Source organism: Paenibacillus sp. AD87, from assembly GCF_001659845.1.
Lineage (GTDB): Bacteria > Bacillota > Bacilli > Paenibacillales > Paenibacillaceae > Paenibacillus > Paenibacillus marchantiae.
Map to the genome: position 1 here is coordinate 1,297,163 of NZ_LXQN01000007.1, position 22,537 is coordinate 1,319,699.

The 22,537-nt window shown below is 45.2% G+C and carries 26 protein-coding genes and 1 other annotated feature; of the genes, 23 read left to right on the forward strand and 3 right to left on the reverse strand.

Translation table 11 applies throughout. From position 1 onward, the window contains the following. Positions 1–6 precede the first annotated feature (6 nt). Entirely contained in the window at positions 7–1,602 is a 1,596-nt protein-coding gene (gene serA / locus gpAD87_RS05910) for a phosphoglycerate dehydrogenase (protein ID WP_064636824.1), read from the reverse strand. Between the two features lie 200 nt (positions 1,603–1,802). Next, positions 1,803–2,033, reverse strand: a binding site (T-box leader). A 346-nt stretch (positions 2,034–2,379) separates the two neighbouring features. Here serA and gpAD87_RS05915 point away from each other — a divergent pair. From gpAD87_RS05915 to gpAD87_RS05925, 3 genes are read left to right on the forward strand one after another with little or no spacing between them, the layout of a single operon-like run. Next, positions 2,380–2,973, forward strand: coding sequence for a CPBP family intramembrane glutamic endopeptidase (locus gpAD87_RS05915; RefSeq protein ID WP_064636826.1), 594 nt, complete (start codon positions 2,380–2,382; stop codon positions 2,971–2,973). After that, complete coding sequence (locus gpAD87_RS05920; RefSeq protein ID WP_063566744.1) at positions 2,970–3,425, forward strand: hypothetical protein; 456 nt, start codon at positions 2,970–2,972, stop codon at positions 3,423–3,425. Before gpAD87_RS05915 ends, gpAD87_RS05920 begins: the two co-directional genes overlap by 4 nt. Further along, positions 3,413–4,237 carry a metallophosphoesterase gene (locus tag gpAD87_RS05925; protein WP_082935012.1) on the forward strand — a complete coding sequence of 275 codons (825 nt, stop codon included), beginning with the start codon at positions 3,413–3,415 and terminating at the stop codon, positions 4,235–4,237. The genes gpAD87_RS05920 and gpAD87_RS05925 overlap by 13 nt, the downstream gene beginning before the upstream one ends. A gap of 107 nt (positions 4,238–4,344) precedes the next feature. Here the strand turns inward: gpAD87_RS05925 and gpAD87_RS05930 are convergent, their stop codons facing one another. Then, the gene (locus gpAD87_RS05930) at positions 4,345–5,259 is read right to left on the reverse strand and encodes a polysaccharide deacetylase family protein (RefSeq protein WP_442950710.1); all 915 of its coding nucleotides are present in this window, start codon (positions 5,257–5,259) and stop codon (positions 4,345–4,347) included. Between the two features lie 121 nt (positions 5,260–5,380). Between gpAD87_RS05930 and gpAD87_RS05935 the strand changes: the two genes are divergently transcribed. From gpAD87_RS05935 to gpAD87_RS06015, 18 genes are all read left to right on the forward strand, one after another. Next, complete coding sequence (locus gpAD87_RS05935; RefSeq protein WP_053780665.1) at positions 5,381–5,737, forward strand: hypothetical protein; 357 nt, start codon at positions 5,381–5,383, stop codon at positions 5,735–5,737. 187 nt (positions 5,738–5,924) lie between these two features. Then, a complete protein-coding gene (locus tag gpAD87_RS05940; RefSeq protein ID WP_063566746.1) occupies positions 5,925–6,539 on the forward strand; it encodes a genetic competence negative regulator in 615 nt (204 codons plus the stop codon). Positions 6,540–6,582: 43 nt separating this feature from the next. After that, positions 6,583–7,278 (forward strand): glutamic-type intramembrane protease PrsW, encoded by a 696-nt coding sequence (gene prsW, locus gpAD87_RS05945; RefSeq protein ID WP_063566747.1) that lies wholly within the window; start codon positions 6,583–6,585, stop codon positions 7,276–7,278. 410 nt (positions 7,279–7,688) lie between these two features. Next, on the forward strand, positions 7,689–9,035 hold the full coding sequence (gene ypeB, locus gpAD87_RS05950; protein ID WP_064636830.1) for a germination protein YpeB: 1,347 nt from the start codon (positions 7,689–7,691) through the stop codon (positions 9,033–9,035). A gap of 154 nt (positions 9,036–9,189) precedes the next feature. Then, positions 9,190–9,843, forward strand: a complete 654-nt coding sequence (locus tag gpAD87_RS05955; protein WP_063566749.1) for a flagellar brake protein — start codon at positions 9,190–9,192, stop codon at positions 9,841–9,843. 69 nt (positions 9,844–9,912) lie between these two features. Continuing rightward, a complete protein-coding gene (locus tag gpAD87_RS05960) occupies positions 9,913–10,128 on the forward strand; it encodes a hypothetical protein (RefSeq protein WP_064636832.1) in 216 nt (71 codons plus the stop codon). A 112-nt stretch (positions 10,129–10,240) separates the two neighbouring features. Beyond that, positions 10,241–10,945, forward strand: coding sequence for a (d)CMP kinase (cmk, locus tag gpAD87_RS05965; protein ID WP_064636834.1), 705 nt, complete (start codon positions 10,241–10,243; stop codon positions 10,943–10,945). Further along, entirely contained in the window at positions 10,942–11,529 is a 588-nt protein-coding gene (locus gpAD87_RS05970) for a lysophospholipid acyltransferase family protein (protein WP_064636836.1), read from the forward strand. Before cmk ends, gpAD87_RS05970 begins: the two co-directional genes overlap by 4 nt. A 142-nt stretch (positions 11,530–11,671) precedes the next feature. Beyond that, positions 11,672–12,886 carry a 30S ribosomal protein S1 gene (rpsA, locus tag gpAD87_RS05975; protein ID WP_064636837.1) on the forward strand — a complete coding sequence of 405 codons (1,215 nt, stop codon included), beginning with the start codon at positions 11,672–11,674 and terminating at the stop codon, positions 12,884–12,886. 184 nt (positions 12,887–13,070) lie between these two features. Next, positions 13,071–14,393, forward strand: a complete 1,323-nt coding sequence (der, locus tag gpAD87_RS05980) for a ribosome biogenesis GTPase Der (protein ID WP_063566754.1) — start codon at positions 13,071–13,073, stop codon at positions 14,391–14,393. A gap of 11 nt (positions 14,394–14,404) precedes the next feature. Next, a complete protein-coding gene (gene plsY / locus gpAD87_RS05985; protein WP_063566755.1) occupies positions 14,405–15,028 on the forward strand; it encodes a glycerol-3-phosphate 1-O-acyltransferase PlsY in 624 nt (207 codons plus the stop codon). After that, positions 15,021–16,061, forward strand: coding sequence for an NAD(P)H-dependent glycerol-3-phosphate dehydrogenase (locus gpAD87_RS05990; protein WP_064636841.1), 1,041 nt, complete (start codon positions 15,021–15,023; stop codon positions 16,059–16,061). The genes plsY and gpAD87_RS05990 overlap by 8 nt, the downstream gene beginning before the upstream one ends. A 99-nt stretch (positions 16,062–16,160) precedes the next feature. Beyond that, a complete protein-coding gene (locus tag gpAD87_RS05995) occupies positions 16,161–16,436 on the forward strand; it encodes a stage VI sporulation protein F (protein WP_024630680.1) in 276 nt (91 codons plus the stop codon). A 170-nt stretch (positions 16,437–16,606) separates the two neighbouring features. Further along, positions 16,607–16,786, forward strand: coding sequence for a DUF2768 family protein (locus gpAD87_RS06000; RefSeq protein WP_063566757.1), 180 nt, complete (start codon positions 16,607–16,609; stop codon positions 16,784–16,786). A gap of 83 nt (positions 16,787–16,869) precedes the next feature. Continuing rightward, positions 16,870–17,487 carry a hypothetical protein gene (locus gpAD87_RS06005; RefSeq protein ID WP_063566758.1) on the forward strand — a complete coding sequence of 206 codons (618 nt, stop codon included), beginning with the start codon at positions 16,870–16,872 and terminating at the stop codon, positions 17,485–17,487. Between the two features lie 16 nt (positions 17,488–17,503). Continuing rightward, complete coding sequence (locus gpAD87_RS06010; RefSeq protein WP_063566759.1) at positions 17,504–17,857, forward strand: 2Fe-2S iron-sulfur cluster-binding protein; 354 nt, start codon at positions 17,504–17,506, stop codon at positions 17,855–17,857. A gap of 10 nt (positions 17,858–17,867) precedes the next feature. After that, positions 17,868–18,023: a hypothetical protein gene (locus gpAD87_RS32470; RefSeq protein WP_231952784.1), complete on the forward strand. Its 156-nt coding sequence runs from the start codon at positions 17,868–17,870 to the stop codon at positions 18,021–18,023. Positions 18,024–18,111: 88 nt separating this feature from the next. Continuing rightward, entirely contained in the window at positions 18,112–18,666 is a 555-nt protein-coding gene (locus tag gpAD87_RS06015) for a hypothetical protein (RefSeq protein WP_331710874.1), read from the forward strand. A 151-nt stretch (positions 18,667–18,817) separates the two neighbouring features. Here the strand turns inward: gpAD87_RS06015 and gpAD87_RS06020 are convergent, their stop codons facing one another. Further along, a complete protein-coding gene (locus tag gpAD87_RS06020; protein ID WP_063566760.1) occupies positions 18,818–19,207 on the reverse strand; it encodes a tautomerase family protein in 390 nt (129 codons plus the stop codon). Positions 19,208–19,662: 455 nt separating this feature from the next. Here gpAD87_RS06020 and spoIVA point away from each other — a divergent pair, with 455 nt between their 5' ends. Then, positions 19,663–21,141: a stage IV sporulation protein A gene (gene spoIVA, locus gpAD87_RS06025; protein ID WP_024630674.1), complete on the forward strand. Its 1,479-nt coding sequence runs from the start codon at positions 19,663–19,665 to the stop codon at positions 21,139–21,141. 219 nt (positions 21,142–21,360) lie between these two features. Beyond that, the gene (locus gpAD87_RS06030; protein ID WP_064636842.1) at positions 21,361–22,458 is read left to right on the forward strand and encodes a sugar ABC transporter substrate-binding protein; all 1,098 of its coding nucleotides are present in this window, start codon (positions 21,361–21,363) and stop codon (positions 22,456–22,458) included. Positions 22,459–22,537: the final 79 nt, after the last annotated feature.

The following is a 22,537-nucleotide window of genomic DNA, read 5'->3' on the forward strand; positions in this document are numbered from 1 at the left end:
CGTCAGTTAATTCAATACAATTTCAACGGCTGTATTGATTTCCTGAAGAGCTGCAAGCTGTACAAGCACATCTTTTGGAACTTCCTTATCTACAGTCAGAATCATGATAGCTGCCCCACCAATGATTTTACGTCCGACCTGCATGGAGGCGATGTTAACTTCGTTCTCTCCAAGTAAAGTTCCAACACGTCCGATAATACCCGGTTTATCATTATGCGAAATCAGAATTTGGTGACTTTCTGGAGCGATATCCACTGGGAATTTGTCCAGACGCACGATCCGCTCTCCATAACCTGCAAGCAGTGTGCCCGCAACACGACGCTCCTCGGCATCCTGAGTCGTCACGAGTGTGACGGTAATCAGATTTGTAAATCCTTTAGTGGCCGATGTTTGGCTAACCACTACGTTGAGATCCCGCACTTTAGCTAAATGCATGGAGTTGACAATATTGGCTTCTCCGCCTAAATGTCTTGCCAGAATACCTTTTACAATGTAACGAGTCAAAGGAGAAGTATCCACTTCCGACAGATCTCCAGCGTAGTCGATCCGAATTTCCTGAACCGCATTTTGAGTGATCTGAGCTGCAAAGCTACCCAGTGTTTCACCCAGTTTAAAGTACGGTTGCAGTTTGTTCATTACAGTTGGGGCTACTGCAGGCATGTTAACTGCGTTTTTGAACGGTTCATTGCGCAGAATATGCAGGACTTGCTCGGATACGTCGATCGCTACATTTTCTTGTGCTTCTACTGTCGATGCACCAAGATGAGGCGTCACAATAATGCTAGGGTGATTCAGGAACGGGTGATCAGCAGCCGGTGGTTCGCTCTCGAATACGTCGAATGCTGCACCAGCAACGATACCTTCATCAATTGCTTCTACAAGTGCCATTTCATCAACGACTCCGCCACGGGCACAGTTGATAATACGCATACCTTTTTTCATCACTTCAAATTGTGGGCGGGAAATCATATGGCGTGTCTCAGGTGTTAATGGTGTGTGAACGGTCATGAAGTCGGCATTGCGAATGATGTCATCCACACTAGCCAGCTTAACCTGAAGTTTCTCTGCGCGATCTTGAGTGAGGAACGGGTCATAAGCTAGAATATCCATTCCGAATGCTTTGGCACGTTTAGCTACTTCGCTACCGATCCGTCCCATACCGAGCACACCCAGCGTTTTATTTCTTAACTCCACACCAAGGAAGGTTTTACGATCCCAAGTACCTTGAATGGTTTTGGCATATGCCTGAGGAATATGTCGTGCCAGTGCCATCATCATGGCAAATGTATGCTCACATGTCGTAATCGTGTTACCGTCAGGGGCGTTAATAACAATGATACCGCGTTGGGTAGCAGCTTCCAAATCAATGTTATCTACACCTACGCCAGCACGTCCGATGACTTTAAGGTTTGTACCTGCTGTCATAATACGATCCGTTACACGAGTCTGACTTCGAACTAGAAGGGCATCATAATTGCCGATAATTGCAACAAGCTCATCTTCGCTAAGACCTGTTTTCTTCTCAACTACAACATCATTTGCATCCACCAGTTGCTGGATTCCCAGATCACTAATGGGGTCCGACACTAACACTTTGTACATGGTTTCTTCCTCCTTAGGTATGTGTATCTATATCGTCAAGGTCTCACCTCACGAAAGAGGCATTCCTTAAAACCATTGAAATTCTTCCTTCCAACAACGCGGTGTCGCAGCAGAGGAGGAGGGTGTAGCAAATAGGGCGATTCCCACGTCTGTACTCTAAAATAAATCAAAAAACTCTCAATCCACATACTGCTTGCGCAATAAGGGACGAGAGTTGTCGTGGTACCACCCTAATTCACCGCCGTTTCGCAACGACAGTCTTAGCGGTCAATGAAGACCGAAGAGGATAACGGGTCTAAACCGATTGCACCTACTCCAATTTCAATGCAATAACTCAGGAGCGCTCAAGATCATCTGCCTGCCACCGATTTACACCATCCATCGGCTCTCTGTAAGACAAAGCAACGTCTTTTTTCCATCATCGTGTTTAACGTGACTAATTTTTTCATAATGTATCATGGCTGACATGAGCATGTCAATAGGCTTAAATGTTTTAATTCGATTTACTAATGTGATTTTCTTCAGTTGAGGAGAAGGCGTATAGATATAAAAAATTGACTTCCTTGATCGTTCGAAATAGCTCGATTACAAGCTGTTTTGTGAATCGGATTTTAACACATTAATGAACTAATTCAATGGATATGGCTTCGCTGAAAAACCGGGACTTGGGGCAGGCCTTGAACCTATTTGGTTTTTTGGCTATCATTTAGTATACTATCCGATTGGACAACGAATTTGTTATCCATCAAATATAAGTCAAGAGGACAGACACAGGCGATGAAAAAATTAAAGTTTCCCAAGTTCAAGATTCAGAAGGCTGAACCACAGCAGCTTACCGAGCGTTTGCTTCTGATCAATCTATACTTTACACAAGGGTTAACTTTGATCATTGGGGTTGTATGGATTTTATTGCAGAAGAGAAATCTTTTTGATGTACTTGCGTGGCCTGATAGTTACCAGTTTATTTGGTGGGGGCTTGGTCTTGCTGGCATTATGCTTGTTATGGACTTGGTTCTTTCTTATGTTATTCCTCAAGAAAGCATGGATGATGGCGGCATTAACGAGATGCTGTTCCGCAAGCGTCCAATCTGGCACATTGTATGCATAGCAGCCATCGTTGCTGTTTGTGAAGAATTGTTATTTCGTGGAGCCATACAACATGCTTTAGGTCCTTACTGGACAAGTATTTTATTTGCGGTTATCCATATACGCTATTTGCGGCACTGGATTCCAACTGGTTGGGTATTTGTTTCGAGCTATGGATTGGGTTGGATTTATATGCAATCCGGCACATTATGGGCGCCTATACTATGTCATTTTATTATTGATTTGGTGTCTGGATTAGCGATACGTTTTCGGAGGGGATCATGAATCAGCAATTAAGTAGAATGAAGACATACGGCAGTCAGCGCCATCGTCACTCGGATAAGACAGAGACATCTGAGCGGCCTGAAGCTTCTCAAGTAAATCTGGTTGTTGAACCAGCTGCTGCCTCTGAGGTGGGAGGACTCACACCAATTACCTCGGTCTCCATACCAAGATCACAACGCAAGTCTTATACATCATCGCTGGAAAGTCCGGTTCTTCCCCGGCGGGCACCAGCACGTGCCAACAAAGCAGAAAAGCCATCGGAAGAAGAATCCGTTTCCGAAGCGGGAACACTTCCTACGCGGACTGAGCTTCATCCATCTCGCCGTTTACGTCTCAGTAAGCGATTTGTTAACTCGCTCATATTTATATTTGTTTTGCTTACAATTAGTCTGGTTTGGTGGGGGATAAAAGGAGCGCCTTCTTTGGATACTTTCCTTCCATGGCCATGGTAATACTGGCATGGTTCGTTGCCGTTATTTTGGCCGGGATTGCCTTGCTGGTTCATATGTGGCGTGAGGCGCATCTTCATCACATCGTTTCAGAAGAGGTTGAAGTTCCGAATTTGCCCTCTTCTTTTGATGGCAGCAAAATCCTGTATTTATCTGATATCCATAAACGCAAGCTGAAAAAGAATGATCTGGAACATCTTCGCAATCAGGTGGACTGGGTTATTATTGGGGGAGATGTGGCGGAAAAAGGAATTTCATGGCCCATTGTCAGACATAATATGAGCTTGTTGTCTTATATTGCCCCTGTTTTTACAGTCTATGGGAACCATGATAAAAGAGCAGGAACTGTGCATCTCGAACGTATATTCCGAGATACGGGCGTTCAACTCTTACAGGATTCTACCACTTACCTTCGTAAAGGCAGAAGCAAACTGTGTCTGGTCGGAGTTGATTATCGTTCACAGCGAGGGGATTCGCTGCTTGCAGAATTGGACTCCAAAGAATGCAAGATTGCCATCGTGCACGATCCCCTAGAGGCTCTTCACTTGAATGGACCTGTTGATCTGATATTGAGTGGTCACACTCACGGTGGACAACTAGTATTTCCGGTCTTTGGCCCCGTCTTTCTTAACAAAGCGTACCGCTCTGTGTCTAGAGGGTGGTTCTCTTTGAAAAAGGATGGTAATGATACCGAGCAAGAAGGTAAAATGCTGGTTAGCAAAGGATACGGAACAAATCATTTGCCGTTCAGACTTTGTTGTCCCGCAGAAATGCATATCATTACTTTGCGAATGCTCTCAAACAAACAGCCTTGATCCGCATAGGACCAAGGCTGTTTGTTATAACTTTGTAAGTTCCTTCATGTCAATTCCAACTCATCAATTATTGATATTAAGCCGAATGCCGGGCAAATAATCGAAGCTTAGCGGGCTTCCAGTTCAATGGAGCGAGGATCGACAAAAGTGTAACCTTTCTGTTCAAGTTTGGTTAACAACTCATCCAACGCTTCAACCGTCCATGGCAACTCATGCATCAAAATATTACTGCCGGGATTTAATTGATCCAGCACATTCTGGATGACTTTATCCGGTTTATTTTTGGTACTCTTATCCCAATCCAGTGAGCCATTGGACCATGTCATATATAACATTCCGTTTTTCTTGACTGTAACCTTTAATGCATCATTTCCAGAACCGAACGGCGGACGGAAGAACTGGGGTTCCACGCCAATCGTTTCTTTCACAATCTTTTGCACATCGGTGACTTGTTTGGAAGCTGCCGTAGTGGACATTTTTTTCAGATCCTCATGGTCCCACGCATGATTTCCTACAACTTGATCACGTTCATGAATGATCTTGAGCAACTCGGGATGACTTTTCACTCGGTATCCGTTAACAAAAAATATTGCTTTCGCGTCATGTTTATCCAAGGTGTCGATTAATCCGTTTATCATTTTTTCTTCTTTGGGCCCATCATCAAATGTTAACAATACAACCTTGCTTTCGTTCGTTTTATCGTTGGGTTTGATGTAGTAATTGGCGTTCATGTGATACGTTTTTTCAATATTAACTTCGGCTACTTGTGAATCGGGAGCATTATCAGTTCCTTCTTTTTCTGTCAAAGATGTTTCGTCATTACTAGGTGATGCTTGATCCGTATTCGAGTCCGAGTCCGTTGAGGACGGGGAATCCGTGGTTTGCTTTTCGCTTGTCCCAGTGGAAGTTGGCTCGTTCTGCTGCTCCTGCGTTGAAGTAACCGATTCATTGCTGGACTTTGTGGATTCAGGTGTTGTTTCGACCTTGGTTCCACAAGCTGACAACAGCATGCATGCGATCATAATTAAGGCGGTGGTGTGTCTAATCATGCTTTCAACTCGCTTTCCTGTATTTATGCGGAATGAGATGAGGCACTCCCGCAAACACTAGTTGTGATTTTAACATTAAAAGGAGGTTGGTGTAATGAAGGCGTCATCCTTTTTCTGGGGTGTTGTAATTGGCGTAGCAGCCAGTTCTTGGCTGTCCAAAGGTAAAATGTCAATGCTGTCTTCCGGTTCATCCCGCAACATGATGAATCAGGCCAAACACAAAATGATGGAGATGACGTTCCCAGGCATGGACGGATTCAGCTCCAAGCCAAACGAACAGAGCGGAGATTCCCACAAAAGCACGCATAAAAAAAGTGCAAAGCCGATCACTCCGCAGGAAAAAGAAGAGAACATGAACATGCTCAAAGATTTTATTCGCACCAATCCGGATGTTAAACATGAAGTTGAGCAAATTTTAACTCAAACAAACACAACAGTACCGGGTTTATAAACACAAACCTCCCATTAGAATCATCCACAGTCCTGTTTTGATGTGGAATGATTCTTTTTTTGTCGATTTTACTTCGTGCATTTGCAGGTATAAAATGATAACATAACTACATAGATTTATTTTCAGCACATATTGTTTTGTGCTTCATAATCTGTTATAAGACTTGCTTATAAAGGGGAGATCCTGTATGAAAATAGAACGATTAAGTCACGATAAGATACGGATTTTCCTGACCTTTGACGATCTGAGCGAGCGCGGAATACAAAAAGATGATATGTGGCAGGAAATACCTAAAGTTCATGAACTGTTCACTGAAATGATGGACCAGGCCTATTCCGAACTTGGATTTGATGCTACAGGTCCACTTGCTGTCGAAGTATTCGCACTTCCCGCTCAAGGGATGGTTGTCATTGTCACCCGGGGGAAATATGATCCGCAACAATATGGTTCAGGTAATGAGGATGATTTGCCTGAAGAAGTATATGAGATGGAAGTTACACTTGAGCAAAGCGATTCCATCGTCTATGCATTCAAAGATTTTGAAGTGCTGATTGAGGCTGCACATATGTTGCATCAGCACGTAACGGATGCTGGAAGACTTTATTCCTATAAAGACAAATGGTTTTTGCATTTTGAACCGGATGACTTGGATTCGACCAAACATGCAGCATTGATTGCATTGCTTGCTGAATTCGGTGAAGGATCTTCCGTTACCCCTGCCGTCATGGAAGAGTACGGAAAGGTTGTTATGCCTGAACAAGCGGTTGAGGTTATTTGCACCCACTTCAAGCGTCAGGAGTAAGCTCTAGTTGTAATCGCGTCTTTAGTCAGAGGAGGGAATTTCGGTGCTTTTGTTTTCGGTTCTAGCGGCAGCAGTAGCTCCGGGTCTCGCCTTGTTAACATACTTTTATCTGAAAGACCGTTATGACTCTGAACCTCTTCACATGGTATTTCGAGTCTTTCTCATGGGGATTCTGATGGTACTGCCTGTGATGATTATTCAGCGTGGCATGATGATCTGGCTTGGAGATAATCCTTATGTTGAATCCATCCTGATTTCAGGTGGGGTTGAAGAGTTCGTCAAATGGTTTGTGATATACCATATTATTTATAACCATACCGAATTTGACGAGCCTTATGATGGGATTCTATACTCCGTTGCTGTTTCACTCGGGTTTGCTACGGTTGAGAATGTGTTGTATGCCTTTGCGGGGAATGCTTCCGTCTCAGCTATGTTCATTCGTGCATTGCTTCCTGTATCGGGTCACGCCATGTTTGCAGTAATTATGGGTTATTACATGGGGCGGGCCAAGTTCTCGGATGGCAAGAAAAAACGTTGGTTTCTTATGCTCTCACTGGTTTTACCGTTCTTCTGGCATGCGCTTTATGATGTCATTATGAATACCATGGTGAATCATTGGTTATGGTTCATTGCGCCATTGATGGCGGGATTATGGTACGGTGCGATGGGCAAGATTACAAGGGCCAACAATCGTTCTCCTTTTCGTTTTGTGAAGCGTGAGGAAGAGATTAAATTATAAAAATACGGACACACTGGTGGACATGGAGCGCAACCTGCGCCTGATGCCCCGGTGTGTTTTTTGTTGCAATAAAATAAAAATTCCCGGGGAAGACCAATAGAAACGGGGATAAGCGTGATGAGAATCAAAATTAAAATCAGATGCAAGCAATGTGGAGAACGTTTTACGCTGCGAGGTAAGAAAGAACGAGGAAGAATTGAGACCGGTTTTAAACAGTGTTTGTGTGATAATCGAGATCAGTTCGAAATTGAGGAAGATGGCGGCACAACCTGGGTACAATTGAATTAAATAGAACGTTTGAGACCATGCGTGATAAGCCCGTCATTGGACAGACTGGAAATCGCATGCATAAGAGGTCTTTCTTCGATCCACAATAGAGGTAGTGGCTTAGAAGAAAGGAGACTCTACCGATGTATAAACGTTTAAGTTCAGTTATGTTTCCGATATTTGCAGTTCTGTTAATCGGTGCTCTCGTATGGGGATACCAAGAGAACCAGGAGAAAAATGCCATTCTGATCAAGGCAGAGAATCAATATCAGCGTGCTTTTCACGATTTATCTTTTCATATGGACAAATTGCACTCGGAGATTGGGAACACGTTGGCAGTCCATGCTACGTCCCAAGGGATGCATCGCAAAGGTCTGATGAACGTATGGCGACTCACTAGTGAAGCCCAGAATGAGATTAATCAATTGCCGCTTACAATGCTGCCTTTCAGTGAAACGGAGGAGTTTCTCTCCCGCATCTCCAACTTTGCTTATCAGGCGTCCATGCGTGATCTGACAAATGAACCATTAAGTGAAAAAGAAATGGGCAACTTGAAAAAATTGTATACGAATTCATCCGAGATCACTAAAAATCTGCAGGATGTACAGCAGAAAGTCATTTCTGACCGTTTACGCTGGATGGATGCCGAGTCAGCTATGGCAACGGAAGAGCAAACGATGGACAATACCATCGTGGATGGATTCCGTACAGTGAACAAAAAGGTGCAGGAGTATCCTGAACTTGACTGGGGTCCTTCAGTCTCCAGCATTTATGCCAAACGTTCGGTGAAGAAGCTGGATGGCTTACCGATGACCAAAGAGCAGATCCAAACTAAAGCTGCAAAGTTTTCCGATGCTGAACACGGCAAGATTCAAATACAGGAAAATGGTAAAGGTACAGACTGGGAATCGTACACAGCCACGATTGATCAGTCCAAAGACAGTAAATTAAGTATGGACTTCACACGTAATGGCGGTCTGCTCATCTCTTACAGTGATACTCGCCCAATCGGGACGAAGAAAGTAACACGTAAAGAAGCCATGTCAAAAGCAGATCATTTCCTTTCCAATAAGGGTTACAAAGATATGAAGGCAGTCAATTATGACGAGTTTGGCAATCTCGGTAACCTGACCTATGTTCGCAAACAAGGCGATACACTGATTTATCCAGAAAAAATGTCTGTTCGGGTTGGCCTTGATAATGGGGATGTTACAGGCTTCCAGGCAAGTGATTTTGTATATGAACATCAGAAAAAGCGGGAGATTCCAAAAGCCACACTCACGGTTGAACAGGCCCGCAAAAAACTGAATCCGGAATTCAAGGAGAGCTATGCTCGCAAATCACTTATTAAGAATGATTACAGCAAAGAAGTTCTGTGTTACGAATTCGGTGGACGCATCAATGGTGCAAAATATAAAATTTACATCAACGCTGATACAGGTATGGAAGAAGCCGTTGAGGAAATCAAACCGGTGAATGAGACCACATAACATCAAGAAGCCGGCAGCCTGTTAGAATGTAAATAGATTATGGAACAGACCACGTAGTGGTCTGTTTTTTGTTGTCCAATATGAGAAAGGTCATGGTATAATAGTCCTTGTACATACGATACGAAGATAAAAAGCTAAGGTGGCGGTGAACAGCTTGTTTCCCAAAATAAATGAAGTTTTATACATCCAGATTGCCTCTGCAGATGAAAAAGAGGAAAGCAAAGAATATAAATCACGCATAGCGGATGTGGATGAAAATAGTTTTCTGATCGAAGTCCCGATGCAACAGGGAAGCAGTCGGTTGAAAAGGTTGTTTTTTGGTGAGGAATTGTCCATTTCTTATATTACGGAAGACGGGGTTCGTCATTATTTCAACACGTATGTGACTGGATTTGAAGAAGATGTAGTTCGGCTTGTACGAATTCGCAAGCCCTTGCCGGACGATATCACCAAAATCCAGCGTCGCAGTTTTCTGCGTGTTCATGCAAATCTTGAAATGGCCATTCAGGGTGAAGATCTTACCCGAGCCGTGGGCTTGACTGAAGATATTGGCGGCGGGGGATTGTCCATTTATGGGGAACCCAGTTTTGCTATTGCGGAAGGACAAAAGCTGAAATGCTGGTTGCTTATTCCTTATCGGAATGCAGCGATTGAACATGCGAACTTTGAAGCTGAAGTGGTACGGATCAAAACACTGGAAACAGGCAGACAGCTATGCATGTTAAAGTTTGTGCAGATTACAGATTCGGAACGACAAAAGATCATCAAGTTTTGTTTTGAACGGCAATTAGATTACCGAACGAAATAGAGATGGTGATTGTCTGGGATAGAAAGTGACAATGGTGGGCAATGTAATGGAAAAACGGAGGTTCAGATTGTGAACAATCGCCATGCATCCCGCAGATACGAGCGCCTATATTATGTTTTATCCAAGCGAATGGAAAGAAGGGCTTTGAAGCTGATTACAGCTCTTCTTGTTCTGCTTGTGATCTATCAGCTATTACTTCTTGTGCCTGATATGAAAAAGAATATGACCTCCATTGATCGTCTGGAAGGAACACCAATTCAGATGCAAACGGTACACGAACAATAGCATCACTGATTTGTCTGTTTTTGCATCCATGTGTATAGTGTGGTATAATTTTGACGATGCAGGCAATGCCTGTTTTTTTATTGAGGCTTATCGTTTGAGGAGGAATGCCCCGTTGGCAAGCCAGAACACATCAGAGAACGGGAAGATGAACGTTGCAATTGACGGACCTGCCGGTGCCGGGAAAAGCACGGTGGCCCGATTGGTTGCAGAGGCGCTCGCGTATATATACGTCGATACTGGCGCGATGTACCGTGCGGTAACCTTGCATATGCTTCGAAAAGGTATTTCACCGGAAGATGTGCCAGAGGTGCTTCAGGAAACCCAAAAGCTGGTCATTGATTTACAACCGGATCCCGACGGACAGAAAGTGTTCTGTAATGGGGAAGATGTAACCTCGGAAATCCGCTCCCGTGAAGTGACGGGAATCGTGTCCCGATATGCGCAAATCGAGGGGCTGCGTACGCAATTGGTGGTTACACAGCGGCAAATGGCTTTGCGCAAGGGCGTCGTCATGGATGGACGCGATATCGGAACGACAGTATTGCCCGACGCGGAAGTGAAAATCTTCATGACTGCCAGTGTGGAAGAGCGTGCACTTCGCCGCTTCAAAGAACTGGACCCCTCAGAAGGACTGACGTTGAAGCAACTTGAGCGAGACATTGCCACCCGTGACAAATTGGATGAAAGTCGGGAAATATCCCCGCTTCGTTGTGCTGAGGACGCTACAGTGCTCGATACAACCGAGATGAGTATCCATGAAGTGGTTGACAAAATCGTGTCTTATTGCACAATGGTCAGAGGAGAGATCGGTCTATGATTTACACATTTTGCAGCACATTACTGCGGATCATGTACACCATTCTTTTCCGCCTAGAGGCAGTTGGACGGGAGAACATCCCGAAAGAAGGCGGCGTACTTTTATGTTCCAATCATATCAGTAACTTTGATCCTCCAACGGTTGGTATCAAGATTCGTCGTCAGGTGCGCTTCATGGCCAAAAGCGAATTGTTTGATATTCCGGTCTTAGGCCGAATTATCAAAGCCGTAGGCGCTTTCCCTGTTAAACGTGGAGGCGTCAGCAAGGAATCCATCAAGACCTCACTCAACATTTTGCGTGGTGGTGAAGTGCTTGGCATTTTCCCTTCGGGAAGCCGACACAATGATGGAGGCATCGGCAAAAAAGGGGCAGCGAGCTTCGCTCTTCGAAGTGGTGCTACTGTTATTCCTACTGCTATTATCGGTAACTACAAGGTTTTTCGTAAGATGAAAGTAGTTTATGGAGCACCGGTGAATTTGGACGAGTTCAAGGAAGATCCTTCCGGCGATGCGCTGGAAAGAGCGACGGAGAAGATTATGTCCAAAATTAATGAAATGGTGCAAACAGGCGTGCCGAGCAAATAACGGCATCGTCAGACTGCTGAGTGCATGTTTCCATATTTTTGAGGGAAGCTAAGGATGTTCATTCAGCGATGAAAGTGTTTTGAACTCTGCTACAGGCAGGTTTGAATATAATGGGGTTTTTGAATTGAGGAGGGTATTTGACATGTCGGAAGAAATGAAAAATCAAGAAGCAACCCAAGATGAGTTGGATCAATTCGTTTCCTTGAAAAAAGGAGATACCGTAAAAGGAACCATCGTCAAATTGGAAGATAACCAAGCCTATGTGAGCATTGGATATAAATATGACGGTGTAATTCCAATTCGTGAACTGTCTTCCCTACACGTAGACAGCGCGTCTGATGCAGTTGAAGTTGGACAAGAAGTTGAAGCTAAAGTACTTAGCATCGACGACGAGAAAGAAAAACTCGTTTTGTCCAAACGTGCAATCGACAGCGAAAACGCTTGGGATCAATTGCAAAAGCATTTTGAAGACCAAGACGTATTCGAAGTTGTTGTAGGTGACGTTGTTAAAGGCGGTCTGGTAGCAGATGTGGGCGTTCGCGGATTTATCCCGGCTTCCATGGTAGAGCGCCATTTCGTTGAAGATTTCAGCGATTACAAAGGACGCACATTGCGTGTTAAAGTGAAAGAGATCGACCGTGAGAACAACAAAGTGATCCTTTCCCAAAAAGACGTACTGGAGCAAGAATTCGAAGCAAACAAAGCTACGGTTATGGCTGGTTTGCAAGAAGGTCAAGTGATCGAAGGTACGGTACAACGTTTGACTCAATTTGGTGCTTTCGTTGATGTTGGCGGAGTAGACGGATTGGTTCACGTATCCGAGCTGGCTTGGACACACGTTGACAAACCATCGGACGTTCTGTCTGAAGGCGATAAAGTAAACGTAAAAGTGCTGAAAGTTGATCCTGAAAAAGGTAAAATCAGCCTGAGCATGAAAGCTGTTCAACCAGGTCCTTGGGAAACAGCTGGCGACAAATTCAACTCTAGCGATATCGTAACAGGTGTTGTAAAACGTCTGGTTGACTTCGGTGCCTTTGTTGAAATCGCTCCTGGTGTTGAGGGACTTGTGCATATCTCGCAAATCTCCCACAAACATATTGGCACTCCGCACGAAGTGTTGAAAGAAGGACAAGAAGTTCAAGTTAAAATCTTGGACATGAATCCTTCTGAGCAACGTGTGAGCCTGAGCATTAAGGAAACTGAAGAAGCTCCTGCTCAACCACAAAAATCAGAGCGTCCAGCAAGAAACAACGCTCCACGTGAAGAAATCAACAATCCTAACGTTTCTCTGAACAATCAAGGTATGAGCACTACACTTGGCGAATTGTTCGGTGACAAACTCAGCAAATTCAAATAAGTTATACATGCATGGTTCTAAGTTATATACTGCATATTTTGCTGAACAATAAAAGCAAGATCGGCGAGCCCCAGCGGGTTCGCCGATTGTTTTTATTGCGAGTATAACGGCATGAAACGTTAGCCAAGACAGGCGTTTTTTGCTATGATGATTATCGTAAGTATGGACAGGAGGAGTGGAATGTATGGCAAGACCCGTTGTGGCAATTGTCGGGCGACCGAATGTGGGCAAATCCACCATTTTTAATCGGATCATCGGCGACAGATTGGCCATTGTGGAAGACAAGCCGGGCATTACCCGTGACCGTATCTACGGAATCGGCGAATGGAACGGTAAACCATTTAGCATTATCGATACAGGTGGTATCGAAATCGACGGCGAGGACGTCATTTTAAAATCAATCCGGATGCAGGCAGAGCTCGCCATTGAAGAAGCGGATGTTATTGTATTCATGTGTGATGCAAAAGCAGGGATTACGCAATCTGATGAAGAAGTCGCAGAGATGTTGTACCGCTCAGGTAAGCCTATCGTTGTAGCCGTTAACAAAGTGGATAATATCGGGCGCAGTGAGCTCATTTATGAGTTTTATGGATTTGGATTTGGTGATCCAATCGGAGTATCGGGAAGTCATGGTACGGGTGTAGGTGATTTGCTCGATGCCATCGTAGAGAAATTACCTGAACTTGAGGAAGAGACTTACGATGACGACGTCATTCGTGTAGCTCTGATCGGACGTCCTAACGTGGGTAAATCTTCATTGGTGAACGCCATTTTGGGCGAAGAACGTGTTATTGTCAGTGATGTTGCTGGAACGACGCGGGACGCGATTGATACACCGTTTGAAAAAGATGGCCAGCGCTATGTGCTGATTGATACAGCAGGTATGCGTAAACGTGGTAAAGTCTATGAAACCACGGAGAAATACAGCGTAATGCGTGCGATGCGTGCCATTGAGCGTGCAGATGTTGTTCTGATTGTAATTAATGGCGAAGAAGGCATTATTGAGCAGGACAAGCATATTGCAGGTTATGCATTCGAAGCAGGTAAAGCTTCCATGTTTGTTGTGAACAAATGGGACGTTGTAGAGAAGTCTGATAAAACAATGAATGAGTTTGAGAAAAAAATTCGGGATCATTTCCTGTTTATGACTTACGCTCCGGTTGTATTTTTGTCAGCCAAGACAAAACAACGCTTACAAAAATTGTTGCCTGTTGTGCAACGTGTAGCACAGCAGCATACTATGCGTGTTCAGACGCATCTGCTTAACGATGTAGTATCTGATGCAGTGGCTATTAATCCGCCACCAACAGATAAAGGACGCAGAATGAGAATCAACTATGTAACTCAGGTTGCAGTTAAACCTCCGACCATGGTTATTTTTGTGAACGATCCGGAATTGATGCACTTTTCTTACGAACGTTACCTGGAGAATAAAATTCGTGCAGCGTTTGATTTTGAAGGGACGCCAATTCGCATATTTACTCGGAGGAAGTCCGACGAAGGTTAGGGGAGAAGTTTGTGATTTTACAAATCGCAGCGATTGTACTGAGCTATCTGCTCGGTTCAATCAGCTTTAGTGTCCTCCTTGCAAAAGCACTACGGGGGATCGATATCCGTCAACACGGAAGCGGAAATGCAGGGGCTACCAATACTTTGCGGATATTGGGTAAAGGACCGGCAATTCTGGTACTGCTGTTGGATGTACTCAAAGGTATTGCGGCCGTTTGGATTGGGGTTTGGTTCAGCAATGGTTCCGATTGGATTCCTGCACTCAGTGGTATAGCTGCCATTGCAGGACATAACTGGCCGCTGTACTTCCGTTTTCGTGGAGGAAAAGGAATTGCGACAGCGATCGGTGTGCTCGTAACTCTTGCACTTATTCCTGCGCTATGCGCCGGTGTATTTGCCATCCTGTCCATCGTATTGACACGATATGTTTCATTGGGTTCCCTTATTTTTGTAGCTTTGACACCGCTCTTCATCCTTGTGTTACCCGGATATTCGATGAGTATCTTCTGGGGAAGTCTGATTATTTGTCTGTTTGCGTTCTGGAGACATCGTACCAATATTGCGAAGCTCGCCAAAGGACAGGAAAATAAATTGGGATCGAAAAGCCCTGGAGGGGGAAAACGCGTTGTCTAAAAAAGTTGCTGTTCTGGTTGCGGGCAGTTGGGGTACTGCACTTGCCAGTGTATTAGCTGCCAATCAACTGGATGTGATCATGTGGACACGTGGTGAAGACCAGGCCACAGAAATCAATAATAAACATACAAACCAACGCTTCCTTCCCGATGCAGAGCTGTCACCTCGTATTCATGCAACCACGGATATGGCGACGGCAGTTGAAGGGGCTTCTGCTGTGTTAATTGTTGCTCCTTCATCGGCGATGCGTTCGGTTGCTCATCAGCTTAAGGCCTATTACAAACCGGAAATGTTAATCATTCATGCAACCAAGGGATTTGAGACAGAAAGTCTAAAACGCATGTCCACAGTCATTTCGGAAGAACTTGAATGTGAAGAAGGACATATCGTTGTACTTTCTGGTCCAAGCCATGCGGAAGAAGTGGTTAAGCGTTGCCCAACGACGGTTGTTGTGGCATCACTGGATAAAGCTTCTGCCGAGGCCGCCCAAGGTTTATTTATGAATGCTTATTTCCGTGTGTACACGAATCGAGATATGATCGGTGTAGAATTGGCGGGAGCGTTTAAAAATATTATCGCGCTGGGAGCAGGTATGTCAGACGGGCTTAACTTTGGTGACAATGCCAAAGCAGCGTTGCTAACACGCGGGCTGGCCGAGATCACACGCATCGGTGTGGAGATGGGGGCGAATCCGCTTACGTTCTCCGGACTTGCAGGGATCGGTGATTTGGTCGTGACCGCGACTAGTCAGCACAGTCGTAACTGGAGAGCAGGTTCCTTGCTGGGCAAAGGACAGAAGCTGGACGATGTATTGAATTCCATGGGCATGGTTGTGGAAGGAATTCGGACCACACAGGCCGCCCACTTCATTTCTCAGAAATATGGTGTGCAAATGCCGATTGCAGATCAGCTTTATCACGTTCTTTTTCAGGAGAGACAGCCGCGGGATGCGGTTGAAGCTTTGATGGGACGTGATCCCAAGACCGAAATGGAAGTCATGACGCTTGAAACCTGGGAGCAGTGGCATTCCTAATGGTAGCGTAGGCAGCTTTCCCGAAATGAGAAGCTTATTCACCTTTTTTGCGGTGCACTCATATTATACACATGAGTATTGCCGGAGGAGGGGAGACGAATGGCTAACAACATTTCCAAGGAAGCGCTGAAAGCGATCAACAAAAAAACAGGGAAATCGATTACGGAAGGTGCCGTCAAGAAATTGGCGAGTACAGTAAAACCGTCCACCATGCAGAATGAAGCTCAGTTGCGCCAACTGATCAAGCAAGTATCCGCCATGGCAAAAGTGCCGGTATCTGAGGATACAGTTCAGGATATCGTGAGTGCCGTCAAAAAAAGCGGATTAAACCCAAACAGTATGGAATCATTAATGAAAATGATGATGAAAAAATAATAGATCGCGCCTGCATGCAGGCGATCGAGCAAGACAAAAAGACAAGTCGGCATTTGCCGGCTTGCTTTTTGTCTTTTTTTTGGAAAGCTGAGCAATGTTTCGTGTTATAATAGTTGCAATTGTCACAGTGTCAGTGATGAATTACGGACTGAAGGGGAGAACTCTGGATTATGAACGCGATGGACAAGATGTGGCTTTCATTGGTCGCAATCCTCATTATGGGACTATCTGTATTCCTGATTACGTTTGCTCGATCCAAAACGAAAGGCGTTGTACGGGGCATTCTTTCTTTAATCGCTTTTCTCATTATGCTGATTGGCCTTTTCGGCGGAATAGCTTCTCTGACCTGATCTTTCTCGCCTGAGAGATAACATCCGCATAAACACATCATAAGAACTGACACAACGAAAACGGATGAAGGGAAGGTGAGCCGATGAGGTCGCATGAAACGGAGGATCGGACAGAGCGCTATCCGGAATTACACGCGGCTTTGCTGGAAACGGCGAAAGCTTGGGATGCAGAGCCTTATACGTGGCTGCTTGGGGGAAGCTGTGGGTTGTTGCTCCAGCAGGTGGAATTACAGCAGGCTCCCAGAGATATTGACATTTACGCTGATATCACCGCCGCGAAGTTGCTGCATAAATCTGCGCCTGGAATGGTACTGGACGAGCCTGTCGTAGATAAGACGGGACCTTATGCCTCGCTACTCAGTCATTATCAGGTAGGGACTTGTGCCTTGGAACTGGTTGGGGGTTTCGAAGTGTGGTCACGTAAGAGTTGGTACCGCATTGAAATTGAGCATGTATTGGCCGAGTATGCACCTGAAGCCAAAGTAGGTTCTTACACATTGCGTCTAATGCCGCTTGCTCATGAGCTGTTGTTCAATCTAATGAGAGGCCGTGCCGATCGTTACGAACCCATTGCAAGGCAGATTCGGCAGATGCCTGAATCACATCAACCTCTAATGACTTTATTGGGGAAGCAAAATATATGGACAAGCCGATTCAGAGCAGAAGTGGAAGAGCTTGTTGGCTTCGAATGGCCTCAGTAAGTTAGGAGGAAGAATGATGGATTACAATATTACATTTTTACCGCAAAATAAAACGATTCGGCTAAAGCCAGGGGTAACGCTGTTAAATGCTGCACGCCGTGCAGGGGTTAAAATAGCAACGCGATGTGATGGAAAGGCAGCCTGCCTGATGTGTAAGGTGAAAGTAGATTCGGAACATCTAGCAGCACTGCATCCACCAACAGATGCGGAGAAGCGTAAACTAGGTTCACTGCTGGATGCAGGCACTCGACTGTCATGTCAGGCGAAGGTGCGGGGATCGGTGACGGTTCATGTTCCGGAGGACCCTCTGAAGGCAGCGATTCGTAAACAATTGGAGCGTCAGCAGCAGGAAGAGGACGATTGGTTCTAAGAATACCTGAGTGGAACGATTCAAGGAGGATACGGATGAACGTGAATATGACGAAGAACGTGAAACCAAGAAGGCAGAGGCGTCATTTACAGAAGATGTCCTGTCTACTCTTATTCCTATTGTTTGCTTTTACAGCAACGGGGTGTATGTATCAATCCCAGAGTAATCCCGATCCCAAAATAGCATATAGGGAAAGCGTAAGCCGTATTCAAACTGCGTTAGAAGCATTCCAACAGGATCAGGGGATTTTGCCCATGGTCAACGCAGATATGGAAACACCGAAATATGAAAAATTCAGAGTTGATCTGTCCAAGCTGAAACAGCAGGGGTATCTGGATGAAATACCCGGCATGGCGTTTGAAAGTGGTGGGAGCGCTTACTTTCTCATTCAGGATGAAGAAGTGAACCCGACAGTCAAAGTCATGGATCTTCAAACGGTACAGAAAGTAAATGATGTTCAACGAATGGTCAATCAGTACAAGTCCGTACATAACAATCAACTACCAAGTGGGGAAGAACTGTATCCGGGGCTATACGCTGTAGATATGGAACAAGCCGCACAGGCTGGTGCCCCAGCGGTTACACTGAATAGTGTATATTCGGGTCAGGAACTGCCTTTCATGATGGATGACGAGGGCAATGTCTATGTAGATTATGCTTTTGACATTATGCAGGCTGTAGAGAAGTCAGATAATGCTCCAACAAAAGTGGAAGATTTGCGTGAATTCTTGCTGGAGCATTCTTACTTTGTCCCTGTAAAATCAGTCGCCTATACCTGGCAGAATAACACCCCGATTGCAACAAAGTAATAATGAGGTTAATTCGATTCGAATGCACGCAATCCATTGATTGTCCTTAAGGTAAAAAAAAGAGATATTCCGCATCACGGGATATCTCTTTCTTATAAGTTGGTTTATAGTCACATCATATGGTCCATAAGCTATATTCAGATTACTTTGTTCAGACCTCCACTTTATAACTCAAGTCAAGTTCATCACCGGGTAATCCCCGAATACCCCAATGACTGCGCGGTGTTTCAAATATAGTAATCTCCACATCATTGGGCGACAATTTCAACTGTTCGTTCATCCGTGTGAATAATTGCTGAATGAGTTCTTTCTTGACTTGATCTGTTCGGCCTTCGAACATGCTGATTTCAATAATGGTATACCCTGCTGAACGATCAGAGGGAAAAAGAAAATCATCCGTGTTCATGGGAAAGTAACGTTGAAACTTCTTGTTCTCCGGTAATCCCACAACATCCACCATAACGGAGTGTATAACTTGTGAAAGCTGCTCTTTCAATGGGTTCAAGTGCTCACCTAGTCCATATACTTTGATCTGTGCCACGCTCATCTCACCTTTCTCAGCTCGTTATCTCTGCTCTTCTCTGCTAAAAAATGCCTTACCTTCACAGTATACCTTCTGCACGGCTTGAACGGTACCACGAGAACCAAATGAACGAACCGGCATAAAAGCTTCGGCACGCTCATAAAGTAGATTGTAATAAAGACGCGCAGTCCGAAAGCGGGGCAATTCTCTTAAGGCAACTACCTTGAGAAAAAAACAAAAAATACGCGTCATAATGCTGCATACGGATACATAAGATGATACTAGTCCAATTGCATGTACGAGTTAACGCCGCTCTCGCCGATTTCATCAGAATGCAACGTTCGGCGGCGGACGACTTCCGGGCACTCACAAAGGCGGCTCTACCGTTGCAGGGATTTCAGTCTTCTGATTGAAAAAACGAAGCGGATGCTCTTTAGCATTTTTCCTTCGGAGTAATTTAGGGAGGGATTTCATTGGAGAAAGTGGACATTTTTAAGGACATTGCCGAGCGGACCGGAGGGGATATTTATCTCGGGGTTGTCGGCGCAGTCCGGACGGGGAAATCAACATTTATCAAACGTTTCATGGAAACAATCGTCTTGCCGAACATTACAAATGAGGCAGACCGTGCGCGGGCAGTGGATGAACTGCCACAGAGCGCAGCTGGCAAAACAATCATGACTACGGAGCCAAAATTCGTACCGAATAACGCGGTTCAAATCAAGGTCGCCGAGGGACTTGATGTCAATGTACGCCTTGTGGATTGCGTAGGCTACGCAGTGGAAGGAGCCAAGGGGTACGAGGATGAGAATGGACCACGCATGATCTCCACGCCTTGGTTTGAAGAACCAATTCCTTTCCAGGAAGCCGCCGAAATTGGTACACGCAAAGTCATTCAGGAGCATTCCACACTGGGTGTGGTGGTTACAACAGACGGCACGATCGCTGAGATTGCACGGAGTTCCTATGTGGAATCAGAGGAACGCGTTATAGCCGAACTGAAGGAAGTAGGCAAACCGTTTGTACTGGTGATCAACTCGACTCGCCCTCGCAGTGAAGAAGCGCTGCAGTTGCGCAGTGAGCTTGCTGCCAAGTATGACATTCCGGTTATGACACTCAGTGCAGCAACAATGACAGAAGATGATGTCACAGGTGTGCTTCGCGAAGTGCTGTATGAGTTCCCTGTACATGAAGTGAATGTGAATCTGCCGAGCTGGGTGATGGTGCTGAATGAAAACCACTGGCTGCGCAGCAACTACGAAAATTCCGTACGCGACACGGTTAAGGATATCCGCAGGCTGCGTGACGTGGATCGGGTTGTTGCTCAGTTCATGGAATATGAATTCATCGACCGAGCCGGTCTGAGCGGCATGAACATGGGGCAAGGTGTGGCAGAAATCGATCTGTATGCACCAGATGAATTATACGATCAGATCCTCGTGGAAGTTGTTGGTATTGAAATTCGAGGCAAGGATCATCTGCTGCAACTGATGCAGGAATTCTCACATGCGAAGAGGGAGTACGATCGCTTCGCTGAGGCGCTGGAGATGGTCAAAACGACCGGTTACGGTATCGCAGCTCCATCCCTCGCCGAGATGGCACTGGATGAGCCAGAACTCATCCGGCAGGGTACGAAATTCGGCGTCCGCCTGAAAGCAACCGCACCATCCATTCACATGATCCGGGTCGATGTGGAATCGGAATTTGCACCGATAATCGGAACGGAAAAACAGAGTGAGGAACTGGTGAGGTACTTGATGCAGGACTTCGAGAACGATCCGATCAAGGTATGGGATTCAGATATGTTCGGTCGTTCACTGCATTCCATCGTGAGAGAAGGCATTCAGGGTAAAATTGCGATGATGCCAGACAACGCACGATATAAATTGCAAGAGACGCTGGGACGTATTATTAACGAAGGTTCGGGTGGATTAATCGCTATAATTCTGTAAGTCCAAAAGGCCGTAGGGGTACCCCTCGCGGTCTTTTTCTTGTTTTATTTTCATGATTCTGGATGAACTGGATAAGATAATTTAGTTTCGAATAAAAACTTAGCGAGTTTTAGCTTTAAATTACTAAAACCCATTTACATACTAGGGATTAGCCGTTATATTAATATTCAACTATTGTGATCGAGATCACAGAGAGAGTGTGAACAGGGGGAGAAAGAGATGAGAATTAAAAATACAAAATGGGTATGGTTGAGTGTGCTGCTTGTATTTACATTGGCGCTGTCCGCTTGCGGAATTAAAAAAGAGCCTGCTTCAACTACAGCTTCTGGCGCAGCAGAGGACAAGCCTCAAACCGAAGCAGTAACAGGCCCACTCAGTGGAAAACGAATTGCACTGATCATGGAATTTAACACAGGTACGTTCTCACAGCAATATGTGCAAGGGGTTAAAGAAGAAATCGAAAAATTCGGTGGACAATTGACTACGTTTGTCGCCGATAATGATAAAGCCAAAATGGTATCGTTGCTCGATAGCGCAATTAACCAGAAATTCGATGCCATTCTAACGGATCATGGGGATTCCTTGCTGACGCCGGGCGTGAAAAAGGCAGTAAAACAAAACATTCCGGTTGTTGTGTTCGATGCAGACATTAGTGTTCCGGGAGCAACAGTGTTGTCCCAGGATGATCAAAAGATGGCTGAACTTACGCTGGAGCAAATGAAAAAAGATATTAACGGACAAGGCAATATCGTAAAAGTATGGGTTGCCGGCTTTGCACCAATGGAACGTCGTCAGGTTGCTTATGGCAAGTTCCTGAAAGAGAACCCGGACATTAAGGAGATTGCAACGTTTGGTTCAGCTCAGAACCCGGCGCTGGATACACAAGCCAAAATGGAAGCGATCCTGAAACAATATCCAAAAGGTGAAATCACAGCGGTATGGACTGCATGGGATGAGTTCGCCAAAGGTGCAGCGCGTGCCATTCAGCAAGCAGGACGTGACGAGATCAAGGTATATGGTATTGATATGAGTGATGAAGATTTGCAGATGATCCAGGATCCGAAAAACCCTTGGGTTGCTTCCGCAGCAGTTGATCCAACAGATATTGGACGTGTACAAGTCCGTTATGCATACCAGAAGCTGAACGGGGATGATACAGAGGATCAAGTGGTTCTCAACCCGGTTTATGTACAGCGTGATGCGCTGCCTGACAAACAAATCTCCACTTCAGAGCTGTCCGAGTATGTTGAGGGCTGGGGAGGAAGTACACAGGGAATCAAGGATTGGATGTCGGAATACGGAGTTACTGCTAAATAAAACAGCGTAACGGAGGCGCGCCGCAAGGCGCGCTTTTTCCAACCATGATGGAATATAACTACATGAGAATAGTGATACT